The 15,647-nt window shown below is 59.7% G+C and carries 15 protein-coding genes; 14 read left to right on the forward strand and 1 reads right to left on the reverse strand.

Features of this window, described 5'->3' with window-relative positions; all coding sequences use genetic code 11:
• The first annotated feature begins 51 nt into the window (after positions 1–51).
• From MXF70_RS15520 to MXF70_RS14210, 12 genes are all read left to right on the forward strand, one after another.
• Entirely contained in the window at positions 52–489 is a 438-nt protein-coding gene (locus MXF70_RS15520) for a DUF8112 family protein (RefSeq protein ID WP_510631682.1), read from the forward strand.
• Positions 486–1,445: a hypothetical protein gene (locus MXF70_RS14160; protein WP_248516314.1), complete on the forward strand. Its 960-nt coding sequence runs from the start codon at positions 486–488 to the stop codon at positions 1,443–1,445. Before MXF70_RS15520 ends, MXF70_RS14160 begins: the two co-directional genes overlap by 4 nt.
• Positions 1,442–1,681, forward strand: coding sequence for a hypothetical protein (locus tag MXF70_RS14165; protein WP_248516315.1), 240 nt, complete (start codon positions 1,442–1,444; stop codon positions 1,679–1,681). Before MXF70_RS14160 ends, MXF70_RS14165 begins: the two co-directional genes overlap by 4 nt.
• Positions 1,674–2,477 (forward strand): DUF8168 family protein, encoded by an 804-nt coding sequence (locus tag MXF70_RS14170; RefSeq protein ID WP_248518410.1) that lies wholly within the window; start codon positions 1,674–1,676, stop codon positions 2,475–2,477. Before MXF70_RS14165 ends, MXF70_RS14170 begins: the two co-directional genes overlap by 8 nt.
• A 240-nt stretch (positions 2,478–2,717) precedes the next feature.
• Positions 2,718–3,665: a hypothetical protein gene (locus MXF70_RS14175; protein ID WP_248516316.1), complete on the forward strand. Its 948-nt coding sequence runs from the start codon at positions 2,718–2,720 to the stop codon at positions 3,663–3,665.
• A 285-nt stretch (positions 3,666–3,950) separates the two neighbouring features.
• Complete coding sequence (locus MXF70_RS14180) at positions 3,951–4,898, forward strand: HNH endonuclease (protein WP_248516317.1); 948 nt, start codon at positions 3,951–3,953, stop codon at positions 4,896–4,898.
• A gap of 282 nt (positions 4,899–5,180) precedes the next feature.
• A complete protein-coding gene (locus MXF70_RS14185; RefSeq protein ID WP_248516318.1) occupies positions 5,181–6,173 on the forward strand; it encodes a PKD domain-containing protein in 993 nt (330 codons plus the stop codon).
• Positions 6,174–6,249: 76 nt separating this feature from the next.
• Entirely contained in the window at positions 6,250–6,594 is a 345-nt protein-coding gene (locus MXF70_RS14190; protein ID WP_248516319.1) for a hypothetical protein, read from the forward strand.
• Between the two features lie 75 nt (positions 6,595–6,669).
• Positions 6,670–7,347: a P-loop NTPase family protein gene (locus MXF70_RS14195; protein WP_248516320.1), complete on the forward strand. Its 678-nt coding sequence runs from the start codon at positions 6,670–6,672 to the stop codon at positions 7,345–7,347.
• Positions 7,348–7,611, forward strand: a complete 264-nt coding sequence (locus MXF70_RS14200) for a DUF8156 family protein (protein WP_248516321.1) — start codon at positions 7,348–7,350, stop codon at positions 7,609–7,611.
• Positions 7,612–9,753 (forward strand): type B DNA-directed DNA polymerase, encoded by a 2,142-nt coding sequence (locus MXF70_RS14205; RefSeq protein WP_248516322.1) that lies wholly within the window; start codon positions 7,612–7,614, stop codon positions 9,751–9,753. It abuts the gene before it with no gap.
• 51 nt (positions 9,754–9,804) lie between these two features.
• On the forward strand, positions 9,805–11,226 hold the full coding sequence (locus tag MXF70_RS14210) for a hypothetical protein (RefSeq protein ID WP_248516323.1): 1,422 nt from the start codon (positions 9,805–9,807) through the stop codon (positions 11,224–11,226).
• 238 nt (positions 11,227–11,464) lie between these two features.
• Here the strand turns inward: MXF70_RS14210 and MXF70_RS14215 are convergent, their stop codons facing one another.
• Positions 11,465–11,914 (reverse strand): hypothetical protein, encoded by a 450-nt coding sequence (locus MXF70_RS14215; RefSeq protein WP_248516324.1) that lies wholly within the window; start codon positions 11,912–11,914, stop codon positions 11,465–11,467.
• A gap of 329 nt (positions 11,915–12,243) precedes the next feature.
• Here MXF70_RS14215 and MXF70_RS14220 point away from each other — a divergent pair, with 329 nt between their 5' ends.
• The gene (locus tag MXF70_RS14220) at positions 12,244–13,608 is read left to right on the forward strand and encodes a hypothetical protein (RefSeq protein WP_248516325.1); all 1,365 of its coding nucleotides are present in this window, start codon (positions 12,244–12,246) and stop codon (positions 13,606–13,608) included.
• Positions 13,601–15,064 carry a hypothetical protein gene (locus MXF70_RS14225; RefSeq protein ID WP_248516326.1) on the forward strand — a complete coding sequence of 488 codons (1,464 nt, stop codon included), beginning with the start codon at positions 13,601–13,603 and terminating at the stop codon, positions 15,062–15,064. The genes MXF70_RS14220 and MXF70_RS14225 overlap by 8 nt, the downstream gene beginning before the upstream one ends.
• Positions 15,065–15,647 lie beyond the last annotated feature (583 nt).

Below are 15,647 nucleotides of genomic sequence, written 5' to 3' on the forward strand. Positions count from 1 at the left end.
CGGCGGTTAGGGCCGCCGGGACGGGTTCTCAACGAAAGGTCTGAGGAACCCATGATTGGATCAACACCAGAACTGCAAGAATGTATTGGCAATAAATCGGTTGAAGACATATCACAAATATTACTAATTGCGCTCGGGGAAGGGGTCGCGACATGTCAAGTGTGCGGTTCTCCTTTCGCTGAAGGCGAGGACGTTATTGCGTATGCCTTCTGTCCGGCAGGCGATACGACAGCCGAGATTGGGCAGTTGCGATGCGGTGGTAGTCAACATCGTCACCCGTATTTGTGCACGCTAGGCGTGTGGGAGTTGGTTGTGGCTGGGCATGTTGGGCGGGATGTGGATGATGCGATGGATTCGTCGTGCCGTGTGCTAGTCGCTCAGGAGGTACTCAGAGTGAGTGGACCCAGCGAGGGTGAAACGAGGAATGCCAGTGAGGGTTCGGTTGGGGATGGTGCCGCCTGTGATGATGGAGGTGTGGTGGGCCAATGACGGAGAAAAAGTCGGTGTTTGAGGGGGCAGAGTTGGATGTCGAGGATGACGTGCCGTGTTCGGCGGAGGATCTCCTGTTCCCGGACCTGTTCGTGGGGCTGGAGATCGATCTGTTGTCGCCGGGTGATGGGATTGTGACGGATCGGCATCATGCGTCGGCGGATCGGTATGAGGCGGATGATGCGATGAATCAGATTGAGGGGCAGATTTCGCCATTCACGTTGAGTGGGTGGCTGCGGCATGGATGTGAGCAGGTGGTGCAGGTTGCCGGTGCGTCGGCGTGCCACCCAGGAGAGTCGAATGCGGACTACATGCGCAAGGACGTGTACGAGCGTGACCTAGAGTCAGGGTATCACGAGAAGGGGAGTTGTCTGGAGGATCATGATGATGGGTGCGTGGTGTATGATTTGTTTGGTGGGTTTGGTGATCGGCCGGGGTCGTTGTTGCGTCGCCCAGTGTCGTTTTCGCCGATCCGGCGGAACGTTGACGTTCTTGACGGTGAGGCGGAGGCGCATTATCGGCAGGTGTCCTCGCAGGTCCGGTCGCGGAATGCGGAGGATGGTGGGCAGCCGTTGCGGCATGCGGAGCGTGATGTGCTTGGGAATGTGGAGGGGACGTGGAAGTTGACGTTGCGGGATGCGAAGCCGGAGTTTGTGGGGTTGGTGTTGGAGGCGGTGTCGTACCTGGATGCGCATAGTGATGAGTTTGCGTTCCAGTTGGGTGGTGCTCGGAATTTCGGCGGTGGGATTGCGGATGCGTGGGTGATCAATCCGCTGTATTCGGAGTCGGAGGTGCGGCGTGTGTTTGACAGGGCGAAGAAGGTGACGTCGGTGATGGAGGAGAAGGATGAGACGTGGCGGTCGGAGTGTCGGCCGGCGTTTGTGCGGGCGTTGCAGGCGAGGGTTGCGGCGAGGGATGGTGATGTGCCGGTGCCTGATGGGGGTGGATCGGCGTGACGGGATCGCATGAGTCGTCGGATGCTGGTGAGGAGGGGTTGGATGAGTTGCAGCCTGTGGAGTCGGCGTTGGATCCGGCGCAATCTAGTGATGGCGAGGCGGATGAGAAGGAGAGTACTGTGGATGAAGAGGATGTGGGGGCGTCGGAGCGGGAGGGGTTGGATGAGTTGCAGCCGGTGGAGTCGGCGTTGGATCCAGCGCAGGAGCAGGGTGAGGAGGGTGGTGGGGATGCGTGATGTGTCGGCGTCGAGTGGCGGGCCGGGCGGGGTGTCGGGGTTGGTGGCGGTGTTTCGGCATGATGTGCATAAGTTGCGTGGGCGGCGGCATGAGGATGCGGTGGAGTCGTGTGTAGGGGTGCGGGTGAATGAGGCGGTGCCGTGTGGTGCGGATCGGGATGCGGCGTTGGTGAGTCGGCCATCGGGGTCGCCGGAGCAGTCGGTGGCGAATCACGCGTCGCCGGCGCGATTGTCGCTGGTGAGTGGTGACCGGGTGGCAGGGGCCGGGGATGTTCCGGCGTCGCGAGCGGAGATCCGAGAGCTGGTGGGATCGTCGGATCCAGAGCAACTGCATGCGGCGTGGTTGGATAGCGAGGTGGCGGCGCGGTTCAACGAGTCGGTGTTTTACCCGTACACGTCGTTGAAGTTCCACACGTTGCTGGCGGCGGCATTGCTGGATAATTACCGGGCTGGGTTCGGGTTTGAGGACCTGTTCCTGGAGGCGTCGTGGCCTGGTGGGGAGGGCGGGTCGGGGGTGCGGACGGTGTTGTCGACGCCGGTGGTGTCGTTGCGTGTGACGGGTGACCCGTGTGGTGGCGGGGTGGCGCGGTTGGGTGGTGGGCCGGCGCGGTCGTTTGCGGATGTGTGGTCGCGGTTGGGTGAGCAGCCGTTGGATGTGGGTGGGGCGCGTCGGTGGCGGGTGTTGGATGCGGAGTTGCGACGAATCAGATCCTGGTCGACGGCGTTGCAGTTTATCGAGGACTTCGTGTCGACGTTCGGGCCGGGCGAGGTTCCGGGTGGTGGTCGGGATGCGTAGCGTGTGGGACAGTGGAAACGGGGTGTGGGGTGGAGGGGCTCCTCGATGGGGGTCGTCTGCTGGACAGCTGCGTGGGTTCGGGCGTGTGGGGCGGTGTGCGTGTCGTGGCACTGGAAACGGGGTGTGGGGGTGGCGGTGGTTGGGCGGGCGGTGTGATGACACTGGAAACGGGGTGTGTCCTCGTGCAGAGCACGCAGTGTTGTCGCGCTGGGATGCGCCGGGTGACTGGGGTGGTTTGGCGTGACGGTGGTGCAGCAGGTGTTGTTCGCGGTGGAAGCAACGTATCTCGGGAACCCGTACTACGTGTCTGGGAACGCGTTGTTCAACGCGGTCGCGCGGCGTGTTGATGAATCTGCGCGGCGGTCGCTGTGCGTGAGTCACGGGGTGTTCGTGCCGGGCGAATGGGGTGATGTTCCGGAAACGCATTCCCGGTCAAGCGTGTCGGGGAAGCTCGGAACGTCGCTGCCACCGGTCGAGGCGTATGAGGACCTGTTCGTGTTCCGTGATGCCGCGCAACGGTGGCTGAAAGAGGAGCGGCCGCGCGATGCGCATAACACGCTGGACGTGCAGCGGCACGGCGGCCGGCTGGCGTTCGCCTCCGAGTGTCATTTCGGGCGGCCACCGGAGGTGCGAAATTCCAAGCGGACCGTCCAGTGGTTCCTCCAGTGTTATGTGCATGCTGAGGAGCCAGGCGTGGTACCGCTCGCAGAGGACGTGCTGGACGGGATTCGCGTTGGAGGGGCGCGGAACTACGGGTTCGGTGAATTAGCAGTGCAGGACACGCAGGTGGTGGACTTGGACGAGCTGGATTACTCCGGGCTGACGGGGAGCGCGGCGGACGAGTTCGTGGTGGAGTTGGTGACGCCGTACGTGCTATCCAGTGAGTACCCGGGAGCGGATGACCAGTCGATCCCATGGTGGTGGGACGCAGACGGGGTGCGTCGACGCGAGGAGCGGCTGGTGGAAGGGGCGGACGTGTACGAGTTGGCGACGGTCGATCACGGGCAAGTCGTCGGGTATGCCGGGTCGGATCCGGTGGCGACGGCGCGCAACGGCGTGACGCGCGTCGGGACGCACTCCCGGTTCGGGTTCGGGGAGCTGCGCGTCAGGCCGGCTGGACAGGATCGGGTCGCGGAGCGTGCGGTGAACGCGTCGCGGCGTGATGACGGCGAGGTGAGTGACGCGTGACGGGCGTTGGGGGAGGTGTTTGGTGGCGTGTTGCAGGTGGCTGTGCTGGACTGGAGGTGAGTGTCGAGTCTGGTGAGTGAGGACCGGTCATGACGTGTGCAGAGCGGCGCCGGGGCGCGGTTTTGAAGCGATACTCCAGTCGAAGCTCGGCGGCACGCAGCCTATCAGTGAGACACATGACACTCGATGCTACGCGGTACAACGGCGAGGAATCGATGCGAGAAACACAGGCAGCAGTGCACGCCTCACGATTGGCTTTCGCAGGTGCCGTGGAGGTGGAGAGCGATGCCTGAGGGGGCCGAGCAGATCCCGGCAGCGCAGCGCCGTGCCCGGTTACGAAAGGACGGGTACAGTTGCGCGGTGTGCCCGGCTGACGCGCCGAAAGCCGGCGGCGTTGCGAACCTGGAAGTGCACCACAAGAACCCGGACCTCGAAGGGGAACTGCTGCATCACGTCGACAACCTGATCACGCTGTGTGAAGGGTGTCACTCCTGGATTCACAAGCGCCCAACGAGCGACGAAGTCCCTGTCGAGATCACGGACGCGGACAGAGAGGCGCTGCTGCCGCACGATTACCGGATTCTGAAGATCTTGCATGAGTCCGGGCCGTTGTCGACGGGCGAGGTGCAGGATCGGTTGTCGTTTGACCTGTCGACGACCGCGGTTCGCGAGCGACTCTGGTTGCTCATGGGGTTAGATCAGGAAGTCGAATCTCGGGAGGAGCCGTTGGTGGATCAGGACGCGGCGACCGGCGCGTGGGGGCTGCCGGGGCAGATCGGGACGTCTGAGCGCGGCCGCATCCCGTCGGACCTGCAGTCGCTGATTCGCCGCGTGCAGGATGAACGGGTCCGTGAAGCCCTGGCGCGCGGTGTGGATCGGTCGACGGTGATCGACGTGATGGGTATCGCGGAGCGCACGTCGTGGTACAAGCAGCGGCGAGCGCAGGCGTACGCGTTCCCGTTGAACGCGTTAGAGCAAGGCGATGCGATCGGTGCGGATGAAGGGGTCCCGGCGACCTCGGGTGAGCGGTCGACGGGAGCTGCGGACGGGGAGGATCAGCGGCAGTTGGGTGCCGTGCAGTCTGGTGAAGCGTCGCGTGAGAGCGGTGAAGACGCCGTTGAGGGGCTTGGTGAGCCGGATGCGGTGTGGCCGCCTGAGGATGACGGGAACGGCGAGGACAGGGGTGGGGGTCCGTTTACGACGGTACAGGAAGGCGGAGGTGACGCTACGTAAGCAGGCTGGCAATGCTCTCGAGTATCCGACTGTTCCAAGGCCAATAGACGAATCCTTGTCCCTGGAAAGGTCGCGGGTTGAAGCAAGTCTTGAGTAAGTCGTGGACGGTGTACCTTGCTACTCAGAGGAACAATTTTCGCCACGAGGTTTTCTGGACAGTTCGTCACAATCGATACTGTGCCAGAGTTCTGTTCGGCATGGATGAGCCGGTAGGTTTTCATAAATCGAATACATAGATTTGCTTCACTGTCGCCAGAGTTGAGCACCCATTCGGAGTTTTTTATGAGGAATAAGGTAACATATTTTGGTTTCATACTCCTGATAATCGGGGGCGCCATGGTTGCAGTTCCTTCCTTTGGGTACTCGTCGATTGCTGCCGATCGGGGTGTCCAAATCGGGACGGCCAACACCTCGGACGCGTTGATCGCGATCGAGCAATACGATGTCACGGTTTCCGATCAAAACCAGGCCGAGGAGATCCTTGTTCTCACGAACAACCTCGATGAGGATGTCACGCTCGGTGTAGAGGTTTCCATAAACGAAGCTGGACTCCAAGAAGCGGATGGTTTCGATGGAGCGCTGATGGCAGGTGCGAGCACGAATTATGCGGTGACATGTGAATCTGGATCCGGAGGCGGCGAGACAGAAGTTGAAGTGACAGTCCATTCTGCAGTTAGTGATTCTACGACCATTTCCGGAATCACCGAAACGTACCAAATCCCACGAGACTGTCCCGGCCCAGGTGGACCACCATCCGGTTCACCACCTGCAGAGGATGTGTACGAGATCACCCAGCAGGACTGGATAGGTGAGCGGGGCTATGAGTTCGAGGTCACCAACCAGAACGTCGGAAATCCCCGCTGGGACTTCGGCGATGGACGAACTGAGTCAGAGTGGTACGTCCAGCACGAGTACGCAGCTGACGGGACATACCCAGTCGAGCTAACGGTAGAAATCGATGGAGAGGACCAGACCTACACCGAATATCTCGAGGTCAATACGAGTTCCCCACCGCCTGGAGAAAAACCGCCAGCAGAGGAAGTCTATACGATTACTCAGCCGAATTGGATGGGCGACCGTGGCTACGAGTTCGAGATAACTGCTGAGAACCATAATGTGGCGAATCCGCAATGGGACTTCGGAGATGGCCGGACTGAGTCCGGATGGTACTTCCAGCACACGTACAACACCGACGGCACATATGAGGTCAAGGTAACCGTTGATATCGACGGCGACCAGTACGTCTATACTGAAACGTTGGACGTGAACTCCTGACGGCTCTGCAAACTGGTCGACCGACTTTACCCCGCTGTCAGCCAATAGTTAAGTCGGGATGCCAACATCCCCGTGTATGGATGCTGAAGAGGCAGCAAACACGTACGTCCTGATTTTCGAGTATGTTGATATCCCGATGGAGGAGGCCTCTACCCTCGAGTTCCCCGCTCAAGATAGAGAGGCGTCCTGGACGTTTGCAATGAATGCACATATCAAAGAGGAGAGAACCGTTTCTGACCTGCCCGGCCGGAACTCCGAGACAACGATCCATCCGAATCAAATCCTGGTCTTCCTCGGAGAAACGCATGCGGGAACGCTCGGGATGGGTCACGGGGAGTTCTATGAGGAGAAATTCGAGGAGTCAGAGGACGATCTGTTGGAGGAAATGATGAGCGATTTCCTTGCGGAGTTCAAGAATTAGCCGGGCCCCACCTTCACTTTCACCGAGCTTCAGGGCTCGGTATAACCCTCGCTGGACTGACGGAGTGGGATGTACATGGAACCTCAATTGATCCCGGAACTGCCGGATCTTGAACCCGGTATCCAACTCCTCGATGCGGACGCCAGCGGCGCGTTGCCGGCGCTCGTCGTCGATCAGGTACTCAGGGACGGCCAGCGCGCGCTCTGGATCGACGCGGGCCGGGAGGCGCGCACACGACGCCTCGCCGATGTCGCGCCCAGCCAGCGCGTTCTCGAGCGCATCGACGTCGGGCGGGGGTTCACCGCGTTCCAGCATTACGCGCTGGTCGACGTGATCACGTCGCAGGCCCGGCGACTTGCTGCCGAGGACGAGCTCGGGGTGATCGTGGCACCGGCCCTGGACGCACGGTATCGCGAGGACAACCTTCGCGGCGATGAGGGCGAGCGGATGCTCGTCCGCGCCGTGGCTCGCCTGGCGGGCGTTGCCCGTGAGGTGGACGTCCCGGTGCTCGTGACGCGAGCCCGTGACGATGCGCTGTCGGCGCCGATTGCGAACGCCGCGGCGGACACCTTGCGGTGTGAGCAGACGGCGATGGGGCCGCGGTTCGTCACGGATGAGTTCGAGACGCTGGTCTACCCCGTCGAGGATGGGTTGGTCCAGACGACGTTGGCGTACTGGCGGCGCATCCTCGAGGCCCGTGCCCCTGAGGGCGCGCTGGAACCGGTCGACGGGGCGATCTCCTCGGAGGCATAGATGGGTCGGACGAACGCTACGTATCGCGATACGTTGCGGGGCATCGAGTCGGAGTGGTCGGAGTTCCAGCGGGCGCTTCGTCGGGAGGATCAGCAGCACTTCGATCGGCTGTTCGAGCATGCGCGGCGCTACGCTGATGCTGCGGGCCATCAGAACCCGACGGATCCGATGCCGGCCGTCCTGCTCTCGATGGTGCTTGCTCAGGAACGGGAGCGCGAACGGCTGGCCGAGCGTGTCGCGGAGCTCGAGGAGCGCATCGAATAGATGCCCTTCACGTTCGATTTCGAGGATGACCACGTGCTGGAGTGGACGGCCACACGCAGCGACGCGACTGTCCAGCGGATTGATCGCTGGTCGCCGACGTTCTACGTCCAGGCCCACGGCGACGACGCGGATCTGCATGAGATCGCGACGTTGCTTGATCCCGATCCGCGCGTCGAGGCGCTGCGTGCCGAGATGTGGCGGCCGGGCTTCCGGCACGATCTGCAGGAGCTGATGGCCGTCGATGTCGATCGTGTTGATGCCGTGACCGATGTGGCTCACCGTGTTCGCGCGGAGGGCCGGCCTGGTGCGTATCGGTGTTTCAACGTGGATCTCTCGCCGCAGTTCCGGTACTGTCTGGAGCGCGGCATCGATCCCGAGCCCGACGCCGAACTCTCGACGCTCGAACTCGCGGTGCCCGAACGCGAACTCGTCGACGGCCCGATCACGACGGTCGCGCTTGAAGGTGAGCGGCCGGACGGGACTGAGACGAGTGCGGAACTGGAGGGGTCGCCGCGGGATGTCGTCGAGGGAATCGGCGGGGCGTTACGCCGGATCGACCCGGACGTGCTCGTGCTCTCGACGGCCGAGCTCGTGCCGCGTCTCGACGAGACTGCCGACGCCGTCGGGCTGGACCTTCACTTGGGGCGGCGCCCCGGATGGACGCAGCTCGCTGGGGAGTCGACGTACGAGAGCTACGGGCGCGTGGGTCATTCGCCGGCGCGGTACTCCGTTCCGGGCCGGGCGATCGTCGATCGATCGAACAGCTTCTTCCATACGGAGTCCGGGATGGCGGGGATCTCCGACCTCGTTGGGCGGTCCTGGAAGCCCGTCCAGGAGCTCGCGTGGGCGTCGATGGGGAACGTCCTGACCGCGATGCAGATCCGCGAGGCAATGTCTCGGGATGTGCTCGTGCCCTGGAACTCCTGGCGGCACGAGTTCGTGAAGCGAATGGATCAGCTGCATGAGGCGGATCGCGGCGGGCACACGTTCGCGCCGGACGTCGGCGTGCACGAGGAGGTGCACGAGCTTGACTTCGCGTCGCTGTATCCGAACATTATCTGCCAGTACAACGTCTCGCCGGACGTGATTCGGTGTGACTGTCACGACAGCGACGACGTGCCGGGCCTGGGTTACTCGATTTGTGATGAGCAGGGGTATCTCGAAAGCGTGCTGCAGCCGTTGATCGATGATCGCGCCGAGATCAAACAGCGGATCCGGGAGTGTGATGATCCCGAACGCCGCGCCGCCCTCGAGGGGCAGTCTTCTGCGATCAAGTGGATTCTCGTCTCCTGTTTCGGCTACCAGGGGTTCTCGAACGCGAAGTTCGGCCGCATCGAGTGCCACGAGGCAATCAACGCGTTCGCTCGCGAGATCCTTCTCGACGCGAAGGCACGGCTGGAGGCCGGCGGGTGGCGACTCGTCCACGGCATCGTCGACAGCCTCTGGGTGACGGCACGCGAAGGCGAGGAGCAGGAAGATTTGCACGAGCTGGCCACGAAGATTTCTGAGGCGGCGCGCATCGAGTTGGAGTATGAGTCTGAGTTCGAGTGGATTGCGTTCGTGCCGATGCGGACCAGCGACGCCGGCGCGCTGACAAAGTACTTCGGGAAACGCGCTGATCCGCCCGATCACGAGGACGAGTACAAGTTCCGCGGCGTAGAGGTCCGGCAGCGTTCAACGCCGGAGTTCGTTTCTCGCGCTCAGGAGGCGATGATCGAGGCCTACGACGCGGAGCGAACACCCAAGGCCGTGTGTGCGATGCTGTCGGCCAGGATTGAACGGTTGGAGCGTGGTGACGTCGAGGATGAGGCGCTGCTCGTCAAGAATCGGACCTCCAAACCAGCCAGCGAGTACGATCAGTACACCAGGACCGTCGCCGCGCTGGAGCGGGCTTCGGATGCAGGCCTCGATACGGCGCCGGGCCAGGACGTCGAGTACGTGGTCGTCGACGAGGATGCTGAGTCACGCGACCGCGTCCGGCTGCAACACGAAGAGGGGGAAGGGTACGACGTCGGGTTCTACCGGGAACTATTGCTTCGGGCTGCGGAGAGCGTGGTGTCACCTGTCGGGTGGCGTCGAGACGAAATAGAGGGGTATCTGGACAGCAGGACCGACGGGAGTCTGGCGGCGTATGGTGACTGAAATTCCTAAAATGGGGAAGTGATCTAAACTTCAAGTACAATTTGTTCGTCAATGACAGAGGATGGTAGTCAGAACGAAGCAGAGGAGATTCCATCTACTGAGGATCTAATGGAACAGATCAAAATGGAGAGACAGGAGAGAGTTGAAAACGCTTCCTTCGATGATTGCGAGCGAATCCGTAGTACAGGTAAGCACGTTCGATCAGCGGGGAGCTGGCAGGACGCCGTTGAGCGAGTCTCCAAAAGAATGGAGGTTTCTGGGGAACAGGCTGAGTGGCTTGTTGGACTCTATATCAAGATATTTACATACCCCTCGAAACGAGTTTCTTCGAACGGACTCAATATTGGTGAACTCTATTTCAGTTCGGAGGATAGCCTCGAGAATCTTCTTACCGAATCTGACATTGACTCCGTGGAGGAAGCAGAAGAGTACCTCCGAGGATTTGTAGGAGCTCATGTTGATGAAGTAGACGTTGACGAAGTATCGTTCAATGACGAATTGCCAGAGGCTCCCCCATATCCTACCTTTGACGTACAATTTCCTACTTCACAAATTACCGGTCTCACGGAGACGATCAACGCGATTACGACCTCTTACCAGCAGCAGCTCACCAATACATTTGACTTTGGCAGTATTCTAAACTCATTGATAACTGACTCATTAGAACCACTGGCAGAACTCTCCCGCGAATATAGAGAAATAGAGGAATCTGACTTCGAGTTTAAATGGCTTTCAGACGTACGCCACTCGGCTTTCATCAAACTCTACAGGGAATACCAAAATGAAGGGAACGAAGCAGCGGCTGAACTCCTTGCTGCTCAGCTTCGGGACAACGAAGACATCGAGGGCTTCAAAGATTTCTTCAGCTCATTCAAGGATTACAAGGAACGAGAAGCCATTCTCAACGAAGCACTTGACGCTCATGCTGAGGCAAGGTATGCACTTAGCATTCCTACTCTCCTCACCCAGCTAGACGGCATCTTCATTGACCTCGCTCTCGAAATCGGCCTTTGGCGTCCCGGCCATGAAGTGAATGGCGTCAAGGTCGTGGGGAAGGGAGAAGGTAGCCCTAGGCACATTTCCGATATCGACGAGGAGTTCCGCGAATACTACAGCAGCCAAGTTTGGCCAAATCGTATCGATATTCTCCATGGAAAGCGAACAGATTATGCCGAGAACGAGCAGCTCTCTGCCAAACTGATCTGGCTCCTCTTCCAGACGCTTCACACTGCTGAGAATATCCGTTCAGTAGAGGACTTCGGAGACTACTATATATTGAATGCAGTAGCGGAGGGCGAGGCTCAATCAATCTCGGCAATTGCCGACCGACTAAACTACCAAGAGGACTATGTCAACCGTCGGTGTACGGCTCTCGAAGATCAGAATGTGATATCCGTATCTGAAGCCGGTGATGTATCCCTTCTCGACATCGGTCATGATTACCTGGAAGGCGAACGGGACCTTACTAGCTGAGCCCAACTCCTGAGACAGTATTTCGCGGTTCTCTCCCCGGTTTGGGGCGAAAACTCTCAAACAATTATATTGCCGGGGCTGACTTTCTGAACATGATCGCTTGGCCGAAATTATAACCGAAACTGGGGGATGGAGGGCTCTCTGAGGACTGAAAGTCTCGTCACCTAACGCAGCGCATGAATTTTCCGCTTTGAATCGCCAACCAAGCCGAAAAACGCCCTCAAATCAAACGATTTCGCTAACGCAGTCGCTCACCAGAATGAGAACGGGCACGGAACTGCATCCAGCTTAGCCGCCTGGGTCGAACAGACAGAACCCAATCGGTTCGACGATTTTCCCCACTTAAGCGGCGTGTCCTCGCCGAGGCCCACATACACTCCTCACGTAACACGAAGTTCGCAAGCCGCCATACGTAGTACAGAATCACCCCAATCACGAAGTACAGGAACCGAATCCGAGAATCCTTGGTCGCAGTCTGCAGCAGGAAGTTCGCCTTGATGGTCTTGTACTCGTTCTCAATCGTCCAGCGCTGTCGATACTGCTTCGTCAGCGCATTCGCTTTGTCCGAGTCAACCCACCCGTTCACCGTGAACAGCGAGTACTCTTCGCCGGGCAGATAGATGATGCTCACCTTGTGTTCTCGACCGTCATACAGCACCTGCACGTGCTCTATGCGCGAATCGCACACGTTGCCCCTCCTTCCGAGCGACTTGCTGAACACCTTCTGGACGTTGTACTCGGGATGTTCTGCAAGCTGCTCCCCAATTGGGTGTTGAGTGTCCCTTCCTGCGGCCAGACGACCGTTGTCTCATATCCACACTGTCAGCAATCCGCCTCTCAGCGATGTACCTCGACGTCGGCCATATATCGGGATTGAGTGTCCGTTGCAAATGCTTTCAGCAGAGTACGCCAGCAGTCCCGTGCTGAAACATCACCCAGAAGAATGGCATCGTCAATGCGGAGCGTACGGGCAAAAACGGAGAAAGCTTGATTTTATTCAGCCCAGTGTACCAATATATGCCAAACTCTGGGAGAAGGGGATTCGTCGACCCAAGAAGGGGTGACGAGGGGGAATTCGCTGATGAACTCCGCCAGTCCCTCCGGAAAGCGAACCGCCTCCGACACCTCTACGATATCTTTCGCGGTGAGACTAAGGAGCCAGCGACCTACTACGAGAATGGGGGAAGCGCATTCGACGACCCCCACAAGTGGGCCTCATATCTGGCCGCCTCCTACCCCGACCAATCAGCAGAGTTCATGAATCGGGCCGATGTGGAGTTTACCCACCACAACCTCAAACAGAACTCCGTGATCGATTTTCTCGCGGAAGAAGGGATTTCTCGCCGAGTCTCTGAGGAGTTGGTCGGGTCGTGGACAGAACGGCTGCTGCTGACATATCACGCCCTGTACGATTCCGAAACTGGCGACACGCCGGGTTACGACCTCCTGTTGGCGAAAGCTCGCCTGTTCAAATCGCAGAGCAAGCTGACGTACGAGTACGACGAGTTGGACCTTGATGGATTGGAGGGGCGGGTCACCTCATTCGTCCGTTCGCACAACAAGGGCGATTCCCGACCCCTTTCGATTGACTGCCACGATGTAGGCGAAGAGGAATACGTGCTGGACTTCTACCAAGAGAGCGCCCGCATCGCCCAGCCCGTGTTTGATATCAGGCGTGACGGGGAGGAGGGTAACCCGCTCGAACCCAACATCGAATACGACTCCACGTACGCCGTCAAGACACTCTCGGCCAACATCGCCCACGACGGCGACACCTACGAAGTGACCTACTCGAAAGCGCTCAACAACTGGAACGGACTGCTAGAGAGGTTCTCAGGGGATGTGCTCGGATGGAAGGACCCTTTCGACGACGGTCGGCGGAAACGAACCGACACAGTCGAAGACGTTCTGGAGTCCGCCCTCGATGCCCTCGACGACGAAGAAGCGACGGATGACGACGTGATTGACGCCGTCGACAAGCGTGTCGAGGAGGTTTCCGACCGAGCAATGGAAACTGACGCTACGGAGGAAGTGGACGAGTCCATCGACGAGCTGGAGGACATCTACGAGTCGATTGAACTTGTCGGCATCAGCGTCCAAGGCGTCGAGGAGGCACTCACGGACTCATTCCAGGTTCGCTCGACAGCTACCCTCCGCGATTGGACTGACCGGAACGTGAGCAACAGCGACAGCCTCAAGCGCGTCGTCGAGGACGCCGACCCCGCATCGATTGGCCTGGTCTTCCGAGCCCACCTTCGCGGAGCGGACGACCCTCCGGAGGAGTTCATTCTACAGGACGGCATTTGGAAATCGCGTGCTGGTGGCCTCTCCGACGCCGCGAAGAACCGCCTCAAATTGCTCTTCCGGTCCCACGATGAATGAATCTAAACTAGACGCACTGTCTAAGTACCTGAGCGACGGGACGAGTTTCGCGACCGAACGGGACGACAAACTCGACGCTGCGGGTTACCTTGAATCGTTTTCGGACAAGCAGACGTGCGAGGAGTGCGGGGCCGATATCGCAGGGGAAGCTGAATCGGACACCGACGGGATGCGCCTGCTGGTCTGCAAGGAAGGGCACGAATTCGAAGCGCCGGAAGGGGCGAACGTCAGGTACAGGCTGCGCGGCGACCGCGTGGTGGAGGACGCCTGCGAGGTGCTGGACCTTACGCCGACGACAGTCTCGACTCACTATCCCGAGTACGTCATCGCGGAGACCGAACGTGGCGTCCGCGTCGTGCTCGTCTGCAACGGAACTGACTACGAGCGCACCCTCGACGCGCTGTTCGTCGACGCCATCAAAAATCACCGCGTCAACGCATTGCTGATTCCAGACGCGTTTGAGGGCATCGCGTACGAAACGGCGACGAAGTACCCTTTGGGGCCCCTCGCGCCGACGTTCCCGCTCGAAATGCTCGCGAGCCCAGAGGCCGTGGCCGAGACAGTCGAAGCCTCTCGGCTCTCACGTGAACGGTCTGAGGTCGCACTCAGCGAGGGCGGCTGGGAGGAGGGAGACCTCCACCAGAATCTGGACCAGAACCCTCGACTCATCGAGTCCGACCTGTATTACAGCCGCGTGTTCCGGGAGACGGCGTACTCGGGGCAACTCGGGGACAGACTGGAGGAGGTTTGCAAGGCCGCCTTCTCGACCATGGACTTCACCCTCGACCCCGCATTCGGCGGCACGGCAGACCGCTTCGAGAACGTGACGGATATCGCGTTTCTCATACCACCGTCCTCCCGCTTGAAGGAGGACGGCGGACGCATTCTCGGTCTCACGGACACGAAGTCCGGTTCGGAGACTAACCTCAGCACGGAGAAAATCGCTCGAAAACACGCCAATTACCTTCGACAGGCCAGTCACCCGAGCTTCGACGACACTCACATCGCCCACGTGTTCGTGGTCTTCTCTATGAGCGGACGGGAGGCCAACGAGATTGATTGGTACGATGCGATTGAGAAGGAGTATCGCGGTGGAACGGACGCAACGATGGTGGTCCTGTACGCAGACGCGCTAGCACAGATGGTCAACGCGCACCTCTCGATGGCCCAGCGGAACGAACTTAACCTGGCCAACGGAGGTGGAATCGTCGACGCATTCAGGCCATTTTTCAACTATCGGCTGTTCAAGCGCCGTCTGATCGACGACATCCGATTCACGACGCGGCTCGACGACGAATCTCCCACAAAAGGCGAGAAGAGCTATCAGGGCGAATACTTCAACCGGGAACGGCTGCTCGTTGTCACGAAGGAAATGGTCCATAGCCGGTGCAACGAGTTGATGGGCGACAGCGAGATTGAGGACGTTCTTTCGAATTATCCCTCGGACAGGTGGTGAAGCCTATGGGTCACACCCTGGCCACTTCACTACGACGCAAGATGTGGGCCCTCCAACGAGCGTCCGTCAAGTGCTGCGTTCGACGGCCCGAATGACGCCGATAGTGGGGGCCGTTAATCCTCAACTGGCGGAGTTAGTATGGCGTGCTCCTCCTGGCTCTCCGTCGTCCATCCACGCCTGTATGCATCGGTAAACGGACTCAACGCATTGCATCGCCATCTCGTTAATCAGACGTCCGAAATCCTCTGGTGCTTCGTCGTCACGCGGTTGCGGCTCTTTCGTGAGGACACCATCCACATCAAGGACGAAGAGGGACGCAGTCCCGAATAGATCGAGCGGATGGCGACGTCGCTCATGATGGTGTTTGAACCGGATGAGCAAATCGGGCTTCCACCATCGAAGACAGCATCATTCGTGGAGGCGAAGACGACGTTAGACGACTACGAATCTGGTTTCCGACCACGCCAGTACCGCGCAGTGGGGCACGCGCTTCGAACGTCCCGTGATGAAATTCAAAGCGCCGTACGTGAGTTAGGTGGTGAGCAGCCGGTGTCGATGCTAGATGTCCATAATGTGATCTGGA

Origin of the sequence: Salinarchaeum laminariae (assembly GCF_023204835.1) — an archaeon.
GTDB lineage: Archaea > Halobacteriota > Halobacteria > Halobacteriales > Salinarchaeaceae > Salinarchaeum > Salinarchaeum laminariae.

Coding starts and splice junctions, on each gene's coding strand:
- MXF70_RS15520 (WP_510631682.1), top strand. CDS start 52: ATGATTGGATCAACACCAGAACTGCAAGAATGTATTGGCAATAAATCG.
- MXF70_RS14160 (WP_248516314.1), top strand. CDS start 486: ATGACGGAGAAAAAGTCGGTGTTTGAGGGGGCAGAGTTGGATGTCGAG.
- MXF70_RS14170 (WP_248518410.1), top strand. CDS start 1,674: ATGCGTGATGTGTCGGCGTCGAGTGGCGGGCCGGGCGGGGTGTCGGGG.
- MXF70_RS14180 (WP_248516317.1), top strand. CDS start 3,951: ATGCCTGAGGGGGCCGAGCAGATCCCGGCAGCGCAGCGCCGTGCCCGG.
- MXF70_RS14185 (WP_248516318.1), top strand. CDS start 5,181: ATGAGGAATAAGGTAACATATTTTGGTTTCATACTCCTGATAATCGGG.
- MXF70_RS14190 (WP_248516319.1), top strand. CDS start 6,250: ATGGATGCTGAAGAGGCAGCAAACACGTACGTCCTGATTTTCGAGTAT.
- MXF70_RS14195 (WP_248516320.1), top strand. CDS start 6,670: ATGGAACCTCAATTGATCCCGGAACTGCCGGATCTTGAACCCGGTATC.
- MXF70_RS14200 (WP_248516321.1), top strand. CDS start 7,348: ATGGGTCGGACGAACGCTACGTATCGCGATACGTTGCGGGGCATCGAG.
- MXF70_RS14205 (WP_248516322.1), top strand. CDS start 7,612: ATGCCCTTCACGTTCGATTTCGAGGATGACCACGTGCTGGAGTGGACG.
- MXF70_RS14210 (WP_248516323.1), top strand. CDS start 9,805: ATGACAGAGGATGGTAGTCAGAACGAAGCAGAGGAGATTCCATCTACT.
- MXF70_RS14220 (WP_248516325.1), top strand. CDS start 12,244: ATGCCAAACTCTGGGAGAAGGGGATTCGTCGACCCAAGAAGGGGTGAC.
- MXF70_RS14225 (WP_248516326.1), top strand. CDS start 13,601: ATGAATGAATCTAAACTAGACGCACTGTCTAAGTACCTGAGCGACGGG.